This is a genomic window from Domibacillus indicus (genome assembly GCF_000970685.1).
GTDB classification, from domain to species: domain Bacteria; phylum Bacillota; class Bacilli; order Bacillales; family Domibacillaceae; genus Domibacillus; species Domibacillus indicus.
On record NZ_LAJB01000002.1, the window covers coordinates 530,596 to 548,556 of the forward strand.

The 17,961-nt window shown below is 44.1% G+C and carries 21 protein-coding genes; 5 read left to right on the top strand and 16 right to left on the bottom strand.

All coding sequences use genetic code 11. The features are described from left to right. Positions 1-4: 4 nt before the first annotated feature. From VP98_RS03050 to VP98_RS03080, 7 genes are all read right to left on the bottom strand, one after another. Positions 5-517: a hypothetical protein gene (locus tag VP98_RS03050; RefSeq protein WP_046173808.1), complete on the bottom strand. Its 513-nt coding sequence runs from the start codon at positions 515-517 to the stop codon at positions 5-7. Beyond that, complete coding sequence (spoIIIAA, locus tag VP98_RS03055) at positions 517-1,407, bottom strand: stage III sporulation protein AA (RefSeq protein ID WP_046173809.1); 891 nt, start codon at positions 1,405-1,407, stop codon at positions 517-519. Before spoIIIAA ends, VP98_RS03050 begins: the two co-directional genes overlap by 1 nt. 108 nt (positions 1,408-1,515) lie before the next feature. Beyond that, a complete protein-coding gene (locus tag VP98_RS03060; RefSeq protein WP_046173810.1) occupies positions 1,516-2,628 on the bottom strand; it encodes an acyl-CoA dehydrogenase family protein in 1,113 nt (370 codons plus the stop codon). A gap of 100 nt (positions 2,629-2,728) precedes the next feature. Then, positions 2,729-3,286 carry an elongation factor P gene (gene efp, locus VP98_RS03065; protein ID WP_046173811.1) on the bottom strand — a complete coding sequence of 186 codons (558 nt, stop codon included), beginning with the start codon at positions 3,284-3,286 and terminating at the stop codon, positions 2,729-2,731. Positions 3,287-3,306: 20 nt separating this feature from the next. Continuing rightward, positions 3,307-4,368, bottom strand: coding sequence for a M24 family metallopeptidase (locus VP98_RS03070; RefSeq protein WP_046173812.1), 1,062 nt, complete (start codon positions 4,366-4,368; stop codon positions 3,307-3,309). 2 nt (positions 4,369-4,370) lie between these two features. Then, positions 4,371-4,808 carry a type II 3-dehydroquinate dehydratase gene (gene aroQ / locus VP98_RS03075; protein ID WP_046173813.1) on the bottom strand — a complete coding sequence of 146 codons (438 nt, stop codon included), beginning with the start codon at positions 4,806-4,808 and terminating at the stop codon, positions 4,371-4,373. Positions 4,809-4,867: 59 nt separating this feature from the next. Beyond that, the gene (locus VP98_RS03080; protein ID WP_046173814.1) at positions 4,868-5,287 is read right to left on the bottom strand and encodes a hypothetical protein; all 420 of its coding nucleotides are present in this window, start codon (positions 5,285-5,287) and stop codon (positions 4,868-4,870) included. A 113-nt stretch (positions 5,288-5,400) separates the two neighbouring features. On the opposite strand from VP98_RS03080, the gene VP98_RS03085 reads away from it, so the two are divergent. Both VP98_RS03085 and VP98_RS03090 read left to right on the top strand, forming a co-directional pair. Next, positions 5,401-6,333 carry a DUF1385 domain-containing protein gene (locus tag VP98_RS03085; protein ID WP_407919199.1) on the top strand — a complete coding sequence of 311 codons (933 nt, stop codon included), beginning with the start codon at positions 5,401-5,403 and terminating at the stop codon, positions 6,331-6,333. A gap of 36 nt (positions 6,334-6,369) precedes the next feature. After that, on the top strand, positions 6,370-6,753 hold the full coding sequence (locus VP98_RS03090; protein ID WP_052712112.1) for an SA1362 family protein: 384 nt from the start codon (positions 6,370-6,372) through the stop codon (positions 6,751-6,753). 110 nt (positions 6,754-6,863) lie between these two features. Here VP98_RS03090 and VP98_RS03095 read toward each other — a convergent pair whose 3' ends face one another. Continuing rightward, positions 6,864-9,425: a vitamin B12-dependent ribonucleotide reductase gene (locus VP98_RS03095; RefSeq protein ID WP_046173816.1), complete on the bottom strand. Its 2,562-nt coding sequence runs from the start codon at positions 9,423-9,425 to the stop codon at positions 6,864-6,866. Positions 9,426-9,625: 200 nt separating this feature from the next. Continuing rightward, positions 9,626-10,462 carry a lipoate--protein ligase family protein gene (locus tag VP98_RS03100; RefSeq protein ID WP_046173817.1) on the bottom strand — a complete coding sequence of 279 codons (837 nt, stop codon included), beginning with the start codon at positions 10,460-10,462 and terminating at the stop codon, positions 9,626-9,628. A gap of 218 nt (positions 10,463-10,680) precedes the next feature. Here VP98_RS03100 and VP98_RS03105 point away from each other — a divergent pair, with 218 nt between their 5' ends. The 3 genes from VP98_RS03105 (at position 10,681) to VP98_RS03115 (ending at position 13,473) form a co-directional block, all read left to right on the top strand. Further along, positions 10,681-11,001, top strand: a complete 321-nt coding sequence (locus VP98_RS03105) for a rhodanese-like domain-containing protein (RefSeq protein WP_046174134.1) — start codon at positions 10,681-10,683, stop codon at positions 10,999-11,001. 114 nt (positions 11,002-11,115) lie between these two features. Beyond that, positions 11,116-12,693: a DEAD/DEAH box helicase gene (locus VP98_RS03110; protein ID WP_046173818.1), complete on the top strand. Its 1,578-nt coding sequence runs from the start codon at positions 11,116-11,118 to the stop codon at positions 12,691-12,693. A 9-nt stretch (positions 12,694-12,702) separates the two neighbouring features. Further along, the gene (locus VP98_RS03115) at positions 12,703-13,473 is read left to right on the top strand and encodes a YqhG family protein (protein ID WP_046174135.1); all 771 of its coding nucleotides are present in this window, start codon (positions 12,703-12,705) and stop codon (positions 13,471-13,473) included. A gap of 8 nt (positions 13,474-13,481) precedes the next feature. On the opposite strand, the gene VP98_RS03120 is transcribed toward VP98_RS03115, so the two are convergent. The 7 genes from VP98_RS03120 to VP98_RS03155 form a co-directional block, all read right to left on the bottom strand. Further along, positions 13,482-13,826 (bottom strand): hypothetical protein, encoded by a 345-nt coding sequence (locus VP98_RS03120; protein ID WP_046173819.1) that lies wholly within the window; start codon positions 13,824-13,826, stop codon positions 13,482-13,484. Between the two features lie 13 nt (positions 13,827-13,839). Then, the gene (comGF, locus tag VP98_RS03125) at positions 13,840-14,325 is read right to left on the bottom strand and encodes a competence type IV pilus minor pilin ComGF (protein ID WP_197076552.1); all 486 of its coding nucleotides are present in this window, start codon (positions 14,323-14,325) and stop codon (positions 13,840-13,842) included. Between the two features lie 227 nt (positions 14,326-14,552). Continuing rightward, entirely contained in the window at positions 14,553-14,996 is a 444-nt protein-coding gene (comGD, locus tag VP98_RS03135) for a competence type IV pilus minor pilin ComGD (protein WP_046173822.1), read from the bottom strand. Beyond that, positions 14,986-15,306, bottom strand: a complete 321-nt coding sequence (comGC, locus tag VP98_RS03140; protein ID WP_082087804.1) for a competence type IV pilus major pilin ComGC — start codon at positions 15,304-15,306, stop codon at positions 14,986-14,988. The genes comGD and comGC overlap by 11 nt, the downstream gene beginning before the upstream one ends. 18 nt (positions 15,307-15,324) lie before the next feature. Continuing rightward, positions 15,325-16,392: a competence type IV pilus assembly protein ComGB gene (gene comGB / locus VP98_RS03145; protein WP_046173823.1), complete on the bottom strand. Its 1,068-nt coding sequence runs from the start codon at positions 16,390-16,392 to the stop codon at positions 15,325-15,327. Beyond that, a complete protein-coding gene (comGA, locus tag VP98_RS03150) occupies positions 16,319-17,386 on the bottom strand; it encodes a competence type IV pilus ATPase ComGA (protein ID WP_046173824.1) in 1,068 nt (355 codons plus the stop codon). Before comGA ends, comGB begins: the two co-directional genes overlap by 74 nt. 132 nt (positions 17,387-17,518) lie before the next feature. Beyond that, entirely contained in the window at positions 17,519-17,764 is a 246-nt protein-coding gene (locus VP98_RS03155) for a DUF2626 domain-containing protein (protein ID WP_046173825.1), read from the bottom strand. Between the last annotated feature and the right edge of the window lie 197 nt (positions 17,765-17,961).

Sequence of the window (17,961 nt, forward strand, 5' to 3'; positions counted from 1 at the left end):
CACCCTATAAAAGCAAAATCGCTGTCATCATGCCAAAAAGCAGGCTGATTGACCGGATCATTCCAGAAAGCCGCTTTTCTTCAGCTGCAGCTTCTTCACGCTGCTTTTCAAGCTGTTTTAATACCAGCTGCAGCTTTCTTGCTTCTGCAGCCTGAGTAACAGCTCCCAGCATACAGCCTGCCTGCTCAACGATTTGCACATCTCTTTTTTTTAATGCCAGCTGGCCTGCCTCCTGCCAGATAATCTCTGTCCAAAGCTGGCCGGCACTTTCTTCAGATGCGGATAATGCTTCGGCAAACTGATGAAATGCAGCATTTGCTGGTTTTTCAATTGATTTCGCGATAGAGCGTGCTGCGGTTTCCATCGATTCGGCTCCATAGGCAATGGACGATTCGAGCATAAGGAAAGCTGTTTCAAACTGGCGGATCTGTCTGACTCGCTCCCCGTACACTCTTGATTGAGACCAGCCAATAAATACACTGGCAATCAGAATAAACACTGCTCCGAGCCACTTCATCAGATCACTTGGCTTTCACGTTTTAAAATAGTCAGATGGTGCTCGCGGTTCACCTCAATATATGTGTCAAACAAGCCGCTTTCTTTTATGTGACGGATAACCGGCCGGCGAAGCGCTTCTTTAAAAGAGTGAGCGTGAACGGTTGCAATTACTGCGATGCCAGCGTTTAAAGCTTCAGAAAGAGCCTGCGCATCCTCGGCGCGGCCAATTTCATCGACAATCAGTACATCCGGGCTCATCGACCGGATCATCATCATCATTCCCTCCGACTTGGGGCATGCATCTAATACATCTGTTCTTGTGCCGACATCCAGCTGGGGAACACCAGACAGGCAGCCTGCGATTTCAGAGCGTTCATCGACGATACATGCCTTTACCGGAGCAATACCCCGCTTTTCATCCCCCGTACCGGCAATTCGGGCAATATCACGCAGCAGTGTGGTTTTCCCAGACCTTGGCGGTCCAATTAACAATGCACTTTTCCATCCATTTTGAAAAAGAGATGGCAAAAGCCGGAGTGCTGCCCCTTTTTTCTCTCTGGCAATCCGAATGTTAAAAAACGATAAATTCGTCATCGATGCAATAACTCCCTCTTTTATAACAGCTTGTCCTGCAATACCGATTCGATGTCCTCCTTCAATCGTCAAGTATCCCCGCCTCAGCTGTTCTTCAAGCCGATAAACAGAATGCTTTGTAATTTTATGAACAAAAGCAGCTCGTTCCTGTTCAGAAAAAAAAGTGGATAATACATAAGGTTTTGGCCCCGAAAGTTCAATTCTCTGGCCGGTTCGAAGCCGGATTTCTTCAATCTCCGGATCGTTTTTCAAAAGAGGACTGACAGCATGCAAGGTCGATTCGGGTAAATAGGGTATAATGGTTTTATAGGGCAATCCGCCGCCTCCTTCCGCTCTTTCCACATTGTATGAACCAAAGAAGTACTTTATCCATGAAAAAAACCGCCAAATAATTTAGCGGTTTTTCCATAACAGTTTAATGGTTTATGAACGGCTCGTTTTTATCGCTTCTTGAGCGAGAGTTCGATAAGCAATGTCGTCCATTGGAGGGTTGTGAAGCCCGGCACGCACATTTTGCCAGTAGCGGTGCAGGGGGTTTTTCTCCGATAAACTTCTGGCGCCGACAATCCGCATAGCGATATCGGTTACCTCAATCGCTGTGTTCGTAACAAATGCTTTGGCGGCAGCCATTTGCGGCTTAATCGGTTCATCGGGCTTCCGGTCGTAAAGCTCGGCCGTCCGATACAAAAATTGCCGGGCAGCCATCAGCTTCATTTCCATTTGCCCAATCGTCTGCTCTGTGACAGGCAATTCGCCAATAGGATGATCCAGTGCTGCCGGTGTATAAGAAGCAGCAAACTGAACCGCATAATCGCGGGCGGCTCCAGCTATTCCGATATAGCAGGCAGGGATATGAAGAAGGGAGCCTTTCCGGCGAAGCCGCTGGGAATTGTCAATTTGCTCTACTATATACTCAGCCGGAATTTTTACATTTTCAAGAAGAAGATCATGACTGGCTGTCCCGCGCATGGCGACACTATCCCATGTTTTTCGGATCGATACGCCTTCTGCCGACATCGGAACAAGGAATACAGCTGATTCCTGTGTGCCGCTGATCGATGCGGATACAAACACATAGTCAAGAACCGGTGCAGCGGAAGTAAAGGTTTTTTCACCATTTAAAATGTATTCCCGGCCCTCCCGCACAGCATTTGTCCTGAAAGCCGCACCGCGAAGCGGACTTCCGGCATTGCGCTCGCTGGCTGCGGAGTTAACCAGCTTCCCTTTTTCTATTTCTTCTACTAAAAAATCCGCAATAGCCGGGTTCCAGTGCCGGTGTTCCGCGTAGTCCATCAGGATGCCGGTGTGCCATCCAATCGACAGTCCTGTTGCACCGCAGCCTTTTGCAATCAGTTCCTGATGCTGCACAAAATCCACAAAGGACATACCGCCATTTTGCGGAAGCATTGCTTTTGTGTAGCCAATTTCTTTTAAGTCGTTTATGTTGTCAAACGGAAATGAATGCAGCTCGTCAAGCTCTGGCTCCCTGGATTGAAACACGGGGATAAGCTTCTCTATTTTCTCTTTCAAATTCAATACAATCGACCTTCTTTCTGCTTCTCTCCCTTTATCGTACGGACAAGCAGGCCGGAACGCAAATAAAAAGGGTGCACCTGTGAGGGTACACCCAAATGAATTATGCACGTGATACGTATGAACCGTCTGATGTATTCACAATTAATACATCCCCTTCATTTACAAAGAACGGAACGTTAACAGAAAGGCCTGTTTCTACAATTGCCGGTTTTGTACCGCCTGATGCTGTATCGCCCTTAATACCAGGTTCTGTTTCAGTTACTTTCAATTCCACTGTGTTCGGAAGCTCAACACCGAGTGTTTCTGTTCCAAACATCATAATGGATACTTCCATGTTTTCTTTCAAGAATTTTAATTCATATTCAATTTGTGAAGCCGGAATCTCAATTTGCTCATAAGATTCATTATCCATAAATACGTGCTGATCACCATTGGCATACAAATATTGCATACGGCGGTTGTCGATTTGCGCTTTTTCTACTTTTTCACCAGCACGGAACGTTTTTTCCTGAATTGCTCCCGTCCGAAGATTGCGAAGCTTAGAGCGTACAAAAGCCGCTCCTTTCCCCGGTTTTACGTGCTGGAAGTCTACAACGCGCCAAATGCCGTTGTCTACTTCAATTGTCAAGCCTGTACGAAAGTCATTTACTGAAATCATCTGTGATCCTCCTGGGGTTTTTACAAAATAATAAGTTCTTTAGCAGAATGTGTGAGCAGTTCATTTCCGTTATCCGTAAGCAGTATATCATCTTCAATTCGAACACCGCCAATGCCCGGCAAATAAATACCCGGCTCTACTGTGACAACCATGCCCGGCTTGAGCAGCTTGTCGTAAGAAACGGAAAGTCTTGGACTTTCATGCACTTCCAGGCCAAGGCCATGGCCGGTTGAGTGGCCGAACGCATCACCATACCCTTTTGCTGAAATGATATCCCGCGCTACAGCGTCTGCTTCTTTTCCTGTCATACCCGGCTTGATTTGCTCTACAGCTGCCATCTGGGCTTCTAAAACGACCGCATATATTTCCTTTAACCGGTCTGACGGTTCACCTACTGCAACGGTGCGCGTAATGTCTGACGCATAACCTTTATAATACGCGCCAAAATCAAGTGTCACAAAGTCGCCGGATTCAATTTGTTTTCCGCTGGCTACACCATGCGGCAAAGCAGAGCGGGCACCCGAAGCGACGATAATATCAAAGGAAGAAGAAGCTGCACCGCATTTTCTCATAAAAAATTCAAGCTCATTTGACACATCGATTTCTTTAGCTCCCGGCTTTAGAAAATCAAGAATATGTTTAAACGCTGCATCTGCAATGTCACACGCTTCCTTTAATATCTTAATCTCTGATTCGGTCTTAATCAAGCGCAAGTTTTCAACAATCCCTGCTGCCGGCTCAAGCTTGCCGTTAAAATACTTCTGAAGCAATTCAAACTCCTGATATGAAACATACTCTTTTTCAAAGCCCAGTGTGTTTACACCCAGCTCTTCAGCCTGCTTCATCGCTTCTTCAAGGAGCGGTTTTGTATGCTCGATAATAGTAAAGCCTTCTGCCTGCGCAGCCGCCTGCTCCGTATAACGGAAATCGGTTAAAAAGACGGCAGCTTCCGCTGTTACAAGCACAGCGCCTGCTGTTCCAGTAAATCCGCTTATATATCGGCGATTGTATGGACTCATAATAAAAAGGCCGTCTAATCCTTTTTCGCTCAGTTGTGAACGCAATTTTTCAACTTTGCTCATTTTCAGCTCTCCTTATTTGTAAAAAAGTCCAATGCCATTTCATAGCCATACAGCCCAAATCCGCACATCTGCCCTGCAGCATGAGGCGCAATAACAGAATGATGGCGAAATTCTTCGCGGGCATGGATATTGGAAATATGTACTTCAACAACCGGTACTTTTATGCCTGCCACAGCATCACCAAGCGCATGGCTGTAATGAGTAAAAGCTCCGGGATTAAAAATAATGCCATCAAGCCCTTCATCTTCAGCCAGATGAAGCCTTTCAACCAGCTCTCCTTCGAAGTTCGACTGAAAGGTAATCACTTCTGCTCCAGCTTGTTCTCCGCGCCTGATAATACGGTCTTCAAGCTCCGCAAGCGTCGTATACCCGTAAATATGCGGCTCGCGCTTGCCAAGCCTGTTCAGGTTTGCCCCATTCATAAGCAAAATTCTTTTCATCAGCTATTCCCCGCTTATTCATTTTACCGATAAGTTTACCATATTTTATCGGCGGCTGACTACTTCTCCTGCTCATGATGCCAGGAAATTGTCATACTAATAAATAAACAGTAGCCGAGCAAAAGAGCGAAAACAGTAATTAAATGAAGCGGAGTCCGGTCCCCGGAAAAAAAACCTATACTAAAAAGGAGCACTGTGATGATGATTCCGGAAGGTAGAGGCTTTCTTTTCCGGAGCAATGCATAGTATAATAAGGAGAGCACGCTGGAAATAACCACAATCAACAAAGCCGCGACCCCATATTTTACCATAACCGATAGTGAAACTGTGGACAAAAGCGATATTGGGTTCCAATTTATAAAATTAAAGGTATAAGCAAGCCAGCTAAACAGCAAAAGCAGCAGCCCGGCTGCAACACCTGTTTCAAAAATGCTGCGGTTAAAATAGTCAGAATGTTTAGAAACATCTTTACTGCTCATCTTCTTTCCTCCCCTGAACAAGTCTCGCTTTTATTTTAGCCGGATTACCGCTAAAATATGATTACTACCTGTCCTGTCCAAGGATGAATGAAAGAAGGAACTGATGAATGAGTATGGAAAAGCCTGTATATGGCGGCCAGGCCGTTGTAGAAGGTGTTATGTTTGGCGGTAAAAAGCATACCGTGACAGCGGTACGCCGAAATGACGGGTCAATTGAATACTTTCACCTGCCGCGCACAGTGCGCCCCGCCCTGCAAACGTTAAAAAAAATTCCCTTTCTTCGGGGAATAGTTGCTATTTTAGATGCTGCCGCAACAGGATCCAGACACTTAAATTTTGCAAATGACCGATATGACGTAAACCCAGGCGAAGAAGCAGCACAAGCAGAAGAGCCATCAAAACTAACTCTCCTATTTGGCGCTGCTCTCGTTGGAATTATGTCTTTCCTATTCGGTAAATTTATTTTCACTCTTGTCCCGGTAGGTTTAGCCGAACTGACCCGCCCTGTTTTTTCAAGCGACATGTCCCAAATTTTAATTGAAGGATTTTTCAAACTGGTTCTGCTGCTTATCTATATTTATGTTCTTTCCATGACACCTCTTATTAAGCGGGTATTCCAGTATCATGGAGCGGAGCACAAAGTAATCAATGCCTATGAAAGCGGCCTTCCCCTGAATGTTGAAAACGTGCAGGCCTCTTCCCGGCTTCACTATCGCTGCGGGTCCAGCTTTATTTTGTTTACGGTTGTGGTCGGTATTTTTGTGTATATGCTTGTGCCTCTTGAGCCATTCTATGTACGGGTGCTCAATCGGCTGGCACTCATTCCGGTAGTTCTCGGTATCTCGTTTGAAGTATTGCAGTTAACAAACAAAGTCCGAGATGTTCCGGTACTTAAATGGCTCGGTTACCCCGGACTCTGGCTGCAGCTTTTAACAACAAAAGAACCGTCGGATGAGCAGGTAGAGGTCGCCATTGCTTCTTTCGAAAAATTAATTTCCATTGAAGAAAGTGCCGAAAAAGGATTAAAAGCAGACGAAATTGTCTAATATGTAAGTAACAATACTTACCGGGAGGTGGCTTTAATGAATGTTCGTACTGTCGTTGTTTCTGTCATCGCTGCGCTCGCTGCCATTGGTCTCGTGTCTATGATGATCACCTCTCCCGGGCAGCTCGTGCAACAAATTGTATTCGCCGTCATTACCGTCGCAGTTGTTATGTTTCTGCTCCGGCTTTTTATGAGAAACCGTGGCGGAGGCGTTAACCGTAGGGAAGACCGCGCATATTCAAAAGCGGTGAAGCAGTCTAAAAAACGCCAGACTGCTAAATCGAATACGAAAAAACCATCACATTCGGTTTCTTTTACAGCTAAGCCAAAAAAGAAATCAGCCCGTCGTAAAAAAGCAACCCATCTAACTGTTATTGAAGGCAACAAAGGCAAACGGGGTTCACGCGCTTCTTCTGAATAACTCTGCCGCACAAAGCGGCAGAGTTTTTTAGAGGCCGAATCTGGCCCGATAAATAAAAAAGAGCCGTCTCCTTATCGAGAGACGGCTTCTTTTTATTCAGTTGCTTTTTCTTACAATCCGCATTTCAGCTGGGCGCCGCAGTTTGTGCAGGTATTGCATCCTCCAAGCTCTTCTACGGTTCCTTTGCGGCAGACCGGACACGTATTGCCAACCTCGCTGCCGATTGTTACGTCCGTTGAACGAAGATCTTGAATCGTATCAATTAACACAACATGGTTTTCATGCTCTTTCGGTGCCTGCTTTTCCTCTTCATCCCAGTTATTTTCTTCTGCTTTCAGCGTTAGAACCTGGGAATCACGGCTTCCATCAACGTAAACCGTTCCGCCTTTTGCACCGCCTTTATAAAGACGCTCGTACACGCTTTGCACCTGTTCAACCGTGTATCCGCGCGGTGCATTAACAGTTTTTGAAATGGAGCTGTCAATCCAGCGCTGAATCACACACTGAACGTCCGCATGTGCTTCCGGTGCAAGACTCATTGCCGTTACGAAATAGTCAGGAAGCTGATCGGGATCTGCTTCCTGATTGCGCTCTAAATAATCCTTTACAATATCCGCTTTTACTTCAATAAATTTACCGAGGCGTCCGCTGCGGTAGTATGTGAATGAGAAGTACGGCTCAAGACCCGTCGAGACGCCAACCATCGTTCCGGTAGAGCCCGTTGGAGCAACCGTCAACAAGTGAGAGTTGCGGATGCCATTGGCCGTGATCGCTTCTCGAACATGCTCTGGCATTTTTTTCATATAGCCTGTGTTAATAAACGCGTTGCGCAGACGGCCTGTTTCTTCCGGCGTTTCTCCTTCAAGGAATGGGAAGCTGCCTTTTTCCTCCGCCAGTTCAACAGACGTTTCATATGCTGTTACAGCGATCACTTCAAATACTTCATCAACCAGCTTGTTGCCTTCTGCAGATCCATATTCTTTCTCACAGTAAATTAATAAATCTGCAAGACCCATTACGCCAAGACCAACGCGGCGTTCACCAAGTGCCTGCTTTTTGTTTTCTTCCAGGAAGTACGGTGTAGCATCAATAACATTGTCCTGCATCCGTACGCCGGTGCGAACTGTTTCTTTCAGCTTCTCGAAGTTTACAGTTTTTGTTTCTTTATCTGCCATCTCGGCAAGGTTTACAGCTGCAAGATTGCAGACAGAAAATGGTGCAAGGGGCTGCTCGCCACATGGATTTGTTGCGACAACCTGCTGGCCGTATGCTTTTGCGTTGGTCATGTCGTTAGCATTGTCGATAAAGAAAATGCCCGGCTCCGCTGAGTATGTTGCACAAACGTTAATTAAATTCCACAATTCACGCGCTTTGATTTTACGGTATGTGCGCACTTCATGCCCCTGGCGCTGCCATTCGCGGACATCGCCGACTTTATGCCAGTTTTCGTTATAATGTGCCATTTCTTCTTTATTGTATTTTTCTACTGCCGGGAAACGAAGCTCATATTCAGTATCGTTTTCGACAGCTTCCATAAATTCTTTTGTTAAACAGATTGAAATGTTAGCACCTGTTAAAAATTCAGGATTATGGACGCTGTAAGTACCGCCAGTCCGAAGCTTCTCTTCCGCTTCTTTAATAATTTCAGGGCTGAAGCCGCCGTAGCCAGGAATGTTTTTGTAGTTGACCACACCCTGATGCATTTGTTCTTCACGCTCTGTCAGCGGCTTGAAATTCAATTTATCCTTCGCCGCTTTTTTAATTTGTTCATCTTCTGTATTTTCAAGAAGGTAGCGCAAAATACGCGGGTTCTGCATTTTTGAAATAATAAATTCAACAATATCTGGATGCCAGTCTGCCAACATAATCATCTGAGCACCGCGCCTTGAGCCGCCCTGCTCAACAAGATGGGTCAGCTTCGCAATGTCATCAAGCCATGATACAGATCCAGATGATTTTCCATTTACACCCCGTGCAAGCGTATTGCGGGGACGAAGAGTGGAGCCGTTCGTGCCGACACCGCCGCCGCGGCTCATGATCTCCATAACCTGCTTGCGGTGCTCAGAAATCCCTTCACGTGAATCTGCCACAAACGGCATTACATAGCAATTGAAGTATGTTACATCCGTGTCTGCACCAGCCCCGTATAATACCCGGCCAGCAGGAATAAAGTTCAAATTCACTAGTTCATGATAAAACTTGTCGAACCATTCTTTTTTCTTTTCTGCTGTTTTTTCGACAGCTGAAAGACCAGCAGCGTTCCGTTTGGCAATCTGCTCATAAAATACTTCAAGCGGTTTTTCAATAACATCAAGTGTCCGCTGGACGATGCCGGTTTCCGCTTCTTTCGGATCATCGATTGCGCTGCGGTATTCTTCATCAATAAGAATGGAGGCTTTTTTTGCTTCGCGATCCAGTGATACGACGAAGCCTGTTCCGCGCGCCGGAAACTTTGGATCTTCTTTGATCGTTAAAACGACAAAATCGCCTTCGGATAATGTAATTTTTTCTGTGTCTTTAAACGAGTACCGGTCAATCATGACAAGACGGGAGACGCCTTTGTGTGTAATGTTCATTTCCGGGGTAACAGGGAAAACCTGTGGAAAAATACTGATGTCCTTGTTTAAGCTGTCGACATTAAGCGACATATGCTGTGTGGATGTAACGGACATGGAAACAACTCCTTTAATATTCTGTTAAGGAAAAACGAAAACAAACACAATATATTGTGTTTGTTTTCTAATTTATAATCTATATATTGAGTTAGTTTATTCTGTTTGTCAAGCGGCCGCCCTTGGCCTAAAACGTAAAAAAGCCTTACATTTCGGCTTGCGCAGACAAAAAAATTTATTTTCGCCGCAGAATATTTTCCTTATCTCCGAAAATTCCATTCATCACTTTCATATCGTTCACGCTGAATTTTCGCAATCTGGCTTTTTTGTTCACCCGTTAAAACCAGCGGCTCAAAATGAATATTTAATCCGTCTTCAAAGCCCTTTTTAAAAGCAGTTCTTGCTTCGTCAAGTGTCACTCGTTCAGGGCGCAATGCATTAATAGCCACCGCTTTATCCCTAAATGCGCGCTTCATTCGGTCCTTTACCCGGTCACTCGGATAATGGAACAGGCTGAACAGCTTGTCTTCATCGATATCAAGCAGAATGGAGCCATGCTGTAAAATAACACCTTTTTGTCGTGTTTGGGCACTGCCGGCTACTTTTCTTCCTTCTACAACAAGTTCATACCAGCTTGGTGCATCAAAACATACACTTGAACGCGGATTTTTTAAACTGGCTTTCTCTTCTTCTGTTCGCGGAACAGCAAACTCTGCAGCCAGCCCAAGAGTTCTGAAGCCCTGCAGCACTCCTTCGGAAATCACTCTGTAAGCTTCTGTCACACCCGCCGGCATTTCCGGATGCTCCTCGCTGACGATCACGCTGTAAGTTAATTCCTGATCATGCAGTACTCCCCTGCCGCCGGTTGGGCGGCGGACAAAACCAAGCCCCAGCTTTTTAACCGTCTCAAAGTCCACTTCCTTTTCTGCTTTTTGGAAGTACCCAATAGACAGGGCTGCCGGTTCCCATCCATAAAAACGGACAACGGGCGGAATAGCGCCCCGGCTGTGCCATTCTAATAGAGCCTCATCGACTGCCATATTATAAGCTGCACTTTGATTTCCTGTATCGAAAAAAGCCCACGTTTCTTTCGTCATGATATACGCCTTCTTTTCGTTGTAAATTCCCTCAACTAGTCTATCAAATCCAACCGGAAAATCAAAGGCGAACATGCTTCTTTTTTTGAAGAGAATTTTCTTTTCATCTGATAATCATATAGCTATAATGAAAGAAGCAGTTTATTCGAAAGGGGAACACGCCGTTGCTTTATTCAATCGCCATAATACTTGGTGCCATTATTTTGTACGCAATTTTCATGTATTTTTCTCAAAAGCGGGCAGTAAAACCGCTCAGCCAGGAAGAATTTATAAAAGGATACCGGAAAGCGCAGCTTATTGATGTGCGCGAGCCGAATGAATATAATGGCGGCCATATTTTAGGCGCCCGCAATATTCCTGTGACACAAATGAAACAGCGCATGAAAGAAATTCGCCCAGACAAGCCTGTTTATTTATATTGCCAGAGCGGTCTTCGCAGCGGCCGGGCAGCGCAGATGCTTTATAGAAAAGGATACCGCGATATCCATCATCTGCAGGGCGGATTTAAAAAATGGACAGGAAAAGTGAAAACAAAATAAAAAAACAGTTCTGCTTGGGCAGAACTGTTTTTTTATTTGCATTTTCATGTATTCCTTTTTCTCTTCAGGGACAGACTAGATGCAGAATATTAAATATAAGGAGGCTTAAGTTAAATGAAGCCTGCTATTATATATGATGATTCATGGGAAACTGCCCTTGAGAAAAATTTGCAAAATGCGTCTTCTCCAGGCAGCTGGCCTCTCTTTAAGTTAGCGGCGGAAACAAAAAAACAGATTCTCCCTTCCAGTTTCAAAGGCTTGCTGGCGCCCGAGTTTCTTCCGCATATTCAGTTTCTTCCCCACCAAATTGAAACAGCTCAAAAGGTCATGGAAGAAATGAATGGCACCGCCATTCTGGCCGATGAGGTGGGCCTTGGAAAAACCATTGAAGCGGGCCTTATTTTAAAAGAATATATGCTTCGAGGGCTCGTTTCCCGTGTACTTATTTTAGCACCCGCGTCTCTTGTGAGCCAGTGGGCAAAAGAATTGCGCGAGAAGTTTCAAATTTACGCTTTAGTCCAGCGAAAAAAGCCCGATTGGTCATGGAATGGAGTTCAAATCGCCTCAATCGATTCAGCGAAGCAGCCAAAGTTTGCTGATGTTTTTTCCGATACACTGTTCGATATGGTCATTATTGATGAAGCCCACCGTTTAAAAAACCCGGCGACAAAAAACCACCAGTTTGTAAGCAGCTTAAACAAAACCTATTGCTTACTGCTGACCGCCACTCCTATTCAAAATAATGCGGATGAATTATTTCATCTTGTTTCTCTGTTAAAGCCGGGATTGTTTGGCAATAGCGGGTATTTCCAGTCACAATTTAAAGAAGGCAAGCGGTCAGTGCAAAACCGGGAAGCTTTTCATGCTCTGCTCAGGCAGGTGATGATCCGAAATATTCGAACAGACATAGAAAAACAGCCTATTAAACGATTCGTGGAAACCATTCGCATCACGCCGACCAAAGAGGAAAAAGATTTTTATGAATCACTTCCAGGCTGCCTTCCGGACGCTATTACATTGCTGACTCTGCAGCGGGAAGCATGCAGCAGTAAATATGCCGCCCTGGCAACACTGATGAAAAAAGAAGGGTTTAATGAAACGGACACTGCTGCACTTGCACATTCTATTAAACGTAATTCCAAAGCGGAAAAATCATTGGAAATTGTAAAGAAGCTAAACGAAAAAGTGCTTATTTTCACGCAGTATCGCGCTACACAGCAGTATCTGGAATTATTTTTTCGATCAAACGATATTCCTTCAGTATCGTTCCAGGGAAACTTTAAAAAAGGAAAAAAAGATTGGATGATCGAGCTTTTTAAAGGACCGGCTCAGGTATTAATTGCAACAGAAGCCGGCAGCGAAGGGCTGAATCTGCAGTTTTGCCGGCATGTTATTAACTTTGATCTGCCCTGGAATCCAATGAAGCTGGAACAGCGAATTGGCCGTGTTCACCGCTATGGCCAAAACCAGGATGTATATATCTATCATCTGGCCTATAAACAATCTGTGGAAGATCGTATGCTCTCACTGCTTTATGAAAAAATTAACCTTTTCCAGACAGCTATTGGAAAACTTGATGACATTTTAGATCAGAACTGGATTGAAGAACATGTAAAAGACGCTTTCCAGACTTCAAAAAGCGTTGGAGAATGGGAAGTAAAAATGCAAAACCTTGCAGCTGTATTGGAGTGATCACCAGTGATGCCTTTTCTTCGTTCGTTTTTTCAAGCTTGTGAATGCCCTATCGTCGCTGAATCCAGTGATTCATTAACCGTTCAATTAACCGAGGAAGCAGACCGTTCGTTAATGAACCGGCCTTTTTACTGGCACTATAAAGATAAGATGGGCCAGCCCGGAGACCCGCTTACTATCACATTTTTCACGAAAGATCCCGGGCGGCCGCTCAAGCACCAGGAAGAATACATTACGTTCGGGTCGCCTCGTTTTCATCAGCTTCTTCAATATGCTCAAAGAAAAGCTTCATTTATCAAATTATATGAAACGAACCAATCTTCAGCTACTGTCCAGCTGCATCCCTGGCTGTTTGTCCATTTTCATCTTTCCTACGAAGCAAATGGAAAAAAAGAGAAGATTGTGCCGCTTGCTCTTCATTTAATCAGCGGGGCTTTTTCAGACAGCTTTTTAGAAAAAGCAGCTTCTTTGTCCTTGAGCCCTGCTATTGCTCCTTACCATTATGTGCTTTCTCCGCTCATTACCCCCTTAAGCGGCCTGAACAGGATGAAAAAGCAGCTCTGGCAGAAAATCCTGGCCGAAGAACATGAGTGGGCCAGATTGGCGCTTGAAAAGCAAAAAGTGGAGTTAGCACTTCTTGGATCTTTTTTTGAACAAAATCAAGAAAATGAAGCCAGCACCCATTTTGAGCGTGAAAAAGCAGCGATTATCCGCCGGTTTGCGCCCGTAATCCGAATTTCCGTTCTTAATGGCGGCCTTTTCTATCTCTCACATAAATAACAGATTGCTTAGTTGTATTCTACCCGCTTTGTAATTGTTTTGCTTTTTACATTGTAGTAATAGGCAGCTTGAGAAACACCTTCTTTATAAGTAATGGTAATGCGGATCTGGCATTCTTTTTCGGATATATTTGTTATATTCACGCTGGTTATTCCTTTATTTGTCTCCATAACAAAAGCAGAAGGCTGAGGTTGTTCCAGCACCTCTCGAAGCGCTATCAATTCGACAATCCGCATTTCATAATACCCGGTCAAATAGTCTGCCGTCTTCCACTTTGTTATGGCAGCGTCTGCTGCTGAAATTGACGCTGCCATAACCAGTATTAAAATAAGCAAAATATGAGGATAAATCATGCCGTTCTGGCCATTAAGGTGCCTGGTTATGAAACGAATAAATGGACGCAATTTCCTGTTTGCCATTTGAAAATGTAACGGAAAGATATACGTTCCCTCCCTCCATGGAAAAAGAAGCACTTTTTACATCTTGAAGCATCACTTCATGCCCCTTTCCATTTATCTGCCGCCTGATTTTGTCATTATACCTGCTGATAGAAACAACTGAATCATTTGGTCCGGCAGCTGAATACTGTATTTGCGGCCCGGATAGCTGCCAGTTTTGCGAACTTTGCATGTCATTGCGAAGCTGAATGATGAAAAGTTCCCATTCCATCATTTTTTCCGCTTTGCTGTCTTTTATAATCCGAGAGGCACTGTCATATAAAAGCGGAACAGAAAAAGCGCAGGTGGTAAATACTGTAAGGGCAATTAACATTTCCAGCATCGTAAACCCTTTATTGTTTGAAAATACACCTCTTTTTTTCTCCCGTTTCCACACATGCCTCCGTTTTTCCATTATCCTCCTGCCAGCTAATCGTGCTTGATGGGGCCAATTCAGAAAAAAAGGAAGGATCTGAAAAAATCCGTGATTCTGCTCCCTCATATAACTTTCTCATTCCTTCCTGCTGCTTCCAGCGATCCGAGGTTTCTTCAAGCAGTTTCATGCCGAATGGCAGAAGTACAGCGGCTGCTATAAACAAAGCTGTCAGTGCAAGTATGCTTTCAGCGAGCGTTACTCCCTGTTCATTCCTCCGTAAAATAAAACCGTCCCCTTCCGATTAAAAATATAAGCTTGGTGCTTTTTCCTTCTGCCGTAAAATAAACGGTCCCAAATCGGCTTGTTGTGCCTGACCGCAGAAAAGTAACATTGCTTAAACTCCTTTCGTCCACCATAAAGCGTTTTGGAATATCACGTTTTGTTATGGTTTTTCTTGACTGTTCGTATGTGTAAATATGATAAGAATGAGCACCATCCTCAAAAAAGTGAACAAACACATTTACGTTTTTAGTTACGGCGTACGTTTGGGCGAAAAACAAATCCCGTTCAACCTGCTGAAAAAATTGCTGGTCACTTACATCCTTTGCAATGCTGCGAAGCGGAATCAGTGCAGCTCCAAGGCAGGCTGTAAAAATGGTTAAAACAATCATCATCTCCAGCAGGGTAAACCCCTTTTCCTTATGCACCACCTGCCGTTACATTTCCTTCCGCGTCAATTGTAATAGCTCCGCCGCCGGGACAGGTTGTTTCGTCCTTTCTCAAATATCCATCACTAACGAGTTTCTCGATAGAAGAAGGCAGAGAGTCATGATCAATTTGATAAGCCTGTACCTGCCCCTGCACCATATGAATAAATGCATCACAGCCTTTGGCATTAATGTTTTTACTTTGCTTCGCTACATTTGGTATGGCAATAAAAAGCAATACAGTAATGACCAGGAGAACAATCATCATTTCAATCAGGGTAAAGCCATTTTCTTTTTTTAATTGATGTTTCACTTTCCTTCCTCCTTCTTGTTAAACAGAGCCAATCATCTCAAACATTGGGAGCATAACGGATAAATAAACGGCCATTACAGTCATTCCAATGATTAAAAAAACAGCCGGTTGAATAATTCCTGTTATTTTTTTTATTTTATCTTCAACAAGCTGATCGCAAAATTCGGCGTATAAAAGCAATTCCTCGCCTGTCCTCCCGTTTGCGCCGCCATGACTGATTAAAGCTGCTATCTTCCGGTCAAACCATGAAATGCCGGCAACTGCTTCCTGTAATGTTTCCCCCTTTACCAATTGACTGTTTATTTTCTGCGAGACAGCGCGCAGCATCGGATAGATATCCTGTTTTTCAAATATATGGAGCAGCTCATTTACAGAAAATCCGCTGTTCAGCAATTGAGCGGTTTCGCGTGCAAACAGCCTGGTAAAATAAAGTCGAAACAACATTCGGATATAAGGAATCTTTGAAAGCATATCGGCTCTGCTTGGAGGTGAAAGAAGCTTATAGCGGGTGTATAAAAAAAGGCCGGCTCCTGCTGAGGCAGGGACTAAAAGAAGAACAGCGGGCGGCGCCCACTGAAGAAAGAGAAGCAGCAGCGCAGTGAGTCCCTGCGGTTTGTAGCCCATTGAAGCATGCAGATCGCGAAACTGAGGAAGGACGAAGGTATTTAAAACAGCCAATAAAATCACGAGCATCATAAACAGAAATACTGGATAGTGGAGAAGCTTGACAAGCCTTTCTTTTGATTGTTCTGCTTTTTTCCATTGTGTTCCCGCATGGATGAGAGTTTCCTGCACATTCCCATGCTGTTCAGCAAAATAAATCTGCAGGCAGATAAGCGAAGGCACATTTATAATTGCCATTATTTCATGAAGCGGGGTACCATTTTGAAGCGATTTTCGAACGGATGCTATTTGTTTTTTATTTAAGCCCGGAATATGGATCATTAGAAAATTAACTGCATCGCCGATTGTAAATCCTTTCTTCAGCATTTCACCCAGCCGGATAATAAAATCAGCACCGTTTTTCGCGGACAGTTTTTTCGCTAAAATGCCAGCGAGCCCACTCCTTCCAGGTGATGAATCCATACGCCACTCCCTTTCTTAATTCATCATTCAATTTTTGATAGCCAGACAGCGTTTCTTCTGCCAGTACTTTTCTTAACGTCTCTCCAGACAGCAATTCACAGACAATGGCCTGGCGGGCGGCTTGCCCGCAAGTTTCTTTACAGGATGCACCGCATTTCGGGCAAACAATACGAACAAGCCGCTGGGCGGTAATACCGGTCAGTGTTTGTGTAATTTCATGACGTGTTATCCCCAGTTCTATTAATCTTCCAACCACCCCCTCGGCATCCCGGGCATGAATGGTTGACAAAACCAGGTGGCCAGTAAGAGCACTTTTTACAGCAGCACGCGCTGTTTCTTCGTCCCGAATTTCTCCTACCATAATTACGTCTGGATCATGGCGCAAAATGGCTTTTAAGCCGGTTGAATAGGTGATGCCTGCTTTTTCATTGACTTGTATTTGAACAAATGCGTCCTGTTGTTTTTCAACAGGGTCTTCAAGTGTAATCACATGCTTATTTAAGTGAAGAGCACAATGCTGAATCAGGGAATAAAGGGTAGTTGATTTTCCGCTTCCGGTAGGACCGCTAAGAAGAATCATTCCGTGCGGATGGCTTAAGAGAGAAGTTAATTTCGCAGCCGTATAGGGAAATAAGGTGAGTTCAGAAAGAGATAAAACAGATTCCTGGGGCAAAACACGAACAACGAGGCTTTCTTTGTGGGGGACAGCCGGAAGTGTAGAAATGCGCAGCGAAAATGGATGTCCATTAATTATCTGGCGAAAAGAGCCGCTTTGAGGTTTTCGTTTTTCACCAATATCCATCGAAGCAGTGAATTTTAAGTAGGCGATAAGCCGTTCCCCTTCACGAATCGAGAATGAATCACTTTTTGAAAGGCTTCCTCCAGTGCGCATTTTCATTAAATAACCATTTTCCTTTGGAATTAAATGAATATCCGTCGCCTGAACGCTGATGGCGGCATTCAGTATTTGTTCTATTTTTTGGTCGACCTGCACATTATCACCTTCTTTCTTTTGTTAAGCATAGCATACTATAAAAACTTTTATATTTCAGTTCTTTTTACACATATTTACAAAAAATTAATAAAAGCCTTTAAAGCAGAATTGCTTTAAAGGCTTTGGTTAATCTTAATGACCTCCGCTTCCTGGTGTCATCATAAACGTTGACCAATATGTAAATCCTGCAAAGAAAACGGTCAAGTATGCACCAAAAACATAAATGTACATGCGTTCAGAAAGACGTAAATACCCTAATAAAAAGAAAAAGCCAGTTTGACCGAGGAAAAGCAGAGCAGTAATGTTCATGTGACCGAGATAAAACATTAAAGCAAATATCCCTGTCCAGAATCCCATCACTCGAAACATCCGATCCATTATGTATCCCCCCTTTGTGGATTTACTCCATCAATATCATATTATAAAGGAATTGATAGATAATTGTAAACGTTTCTTTTACCCGCTTTATGCCCGTCGCATCAGAAATAAAACGTTTAACAGGAAGTCTTTCCCTGCTGGTCCTTCTTTAAATAAATCTTTCCCACTCACTCTCTTTTAAAAGCGTTCTGTATAAA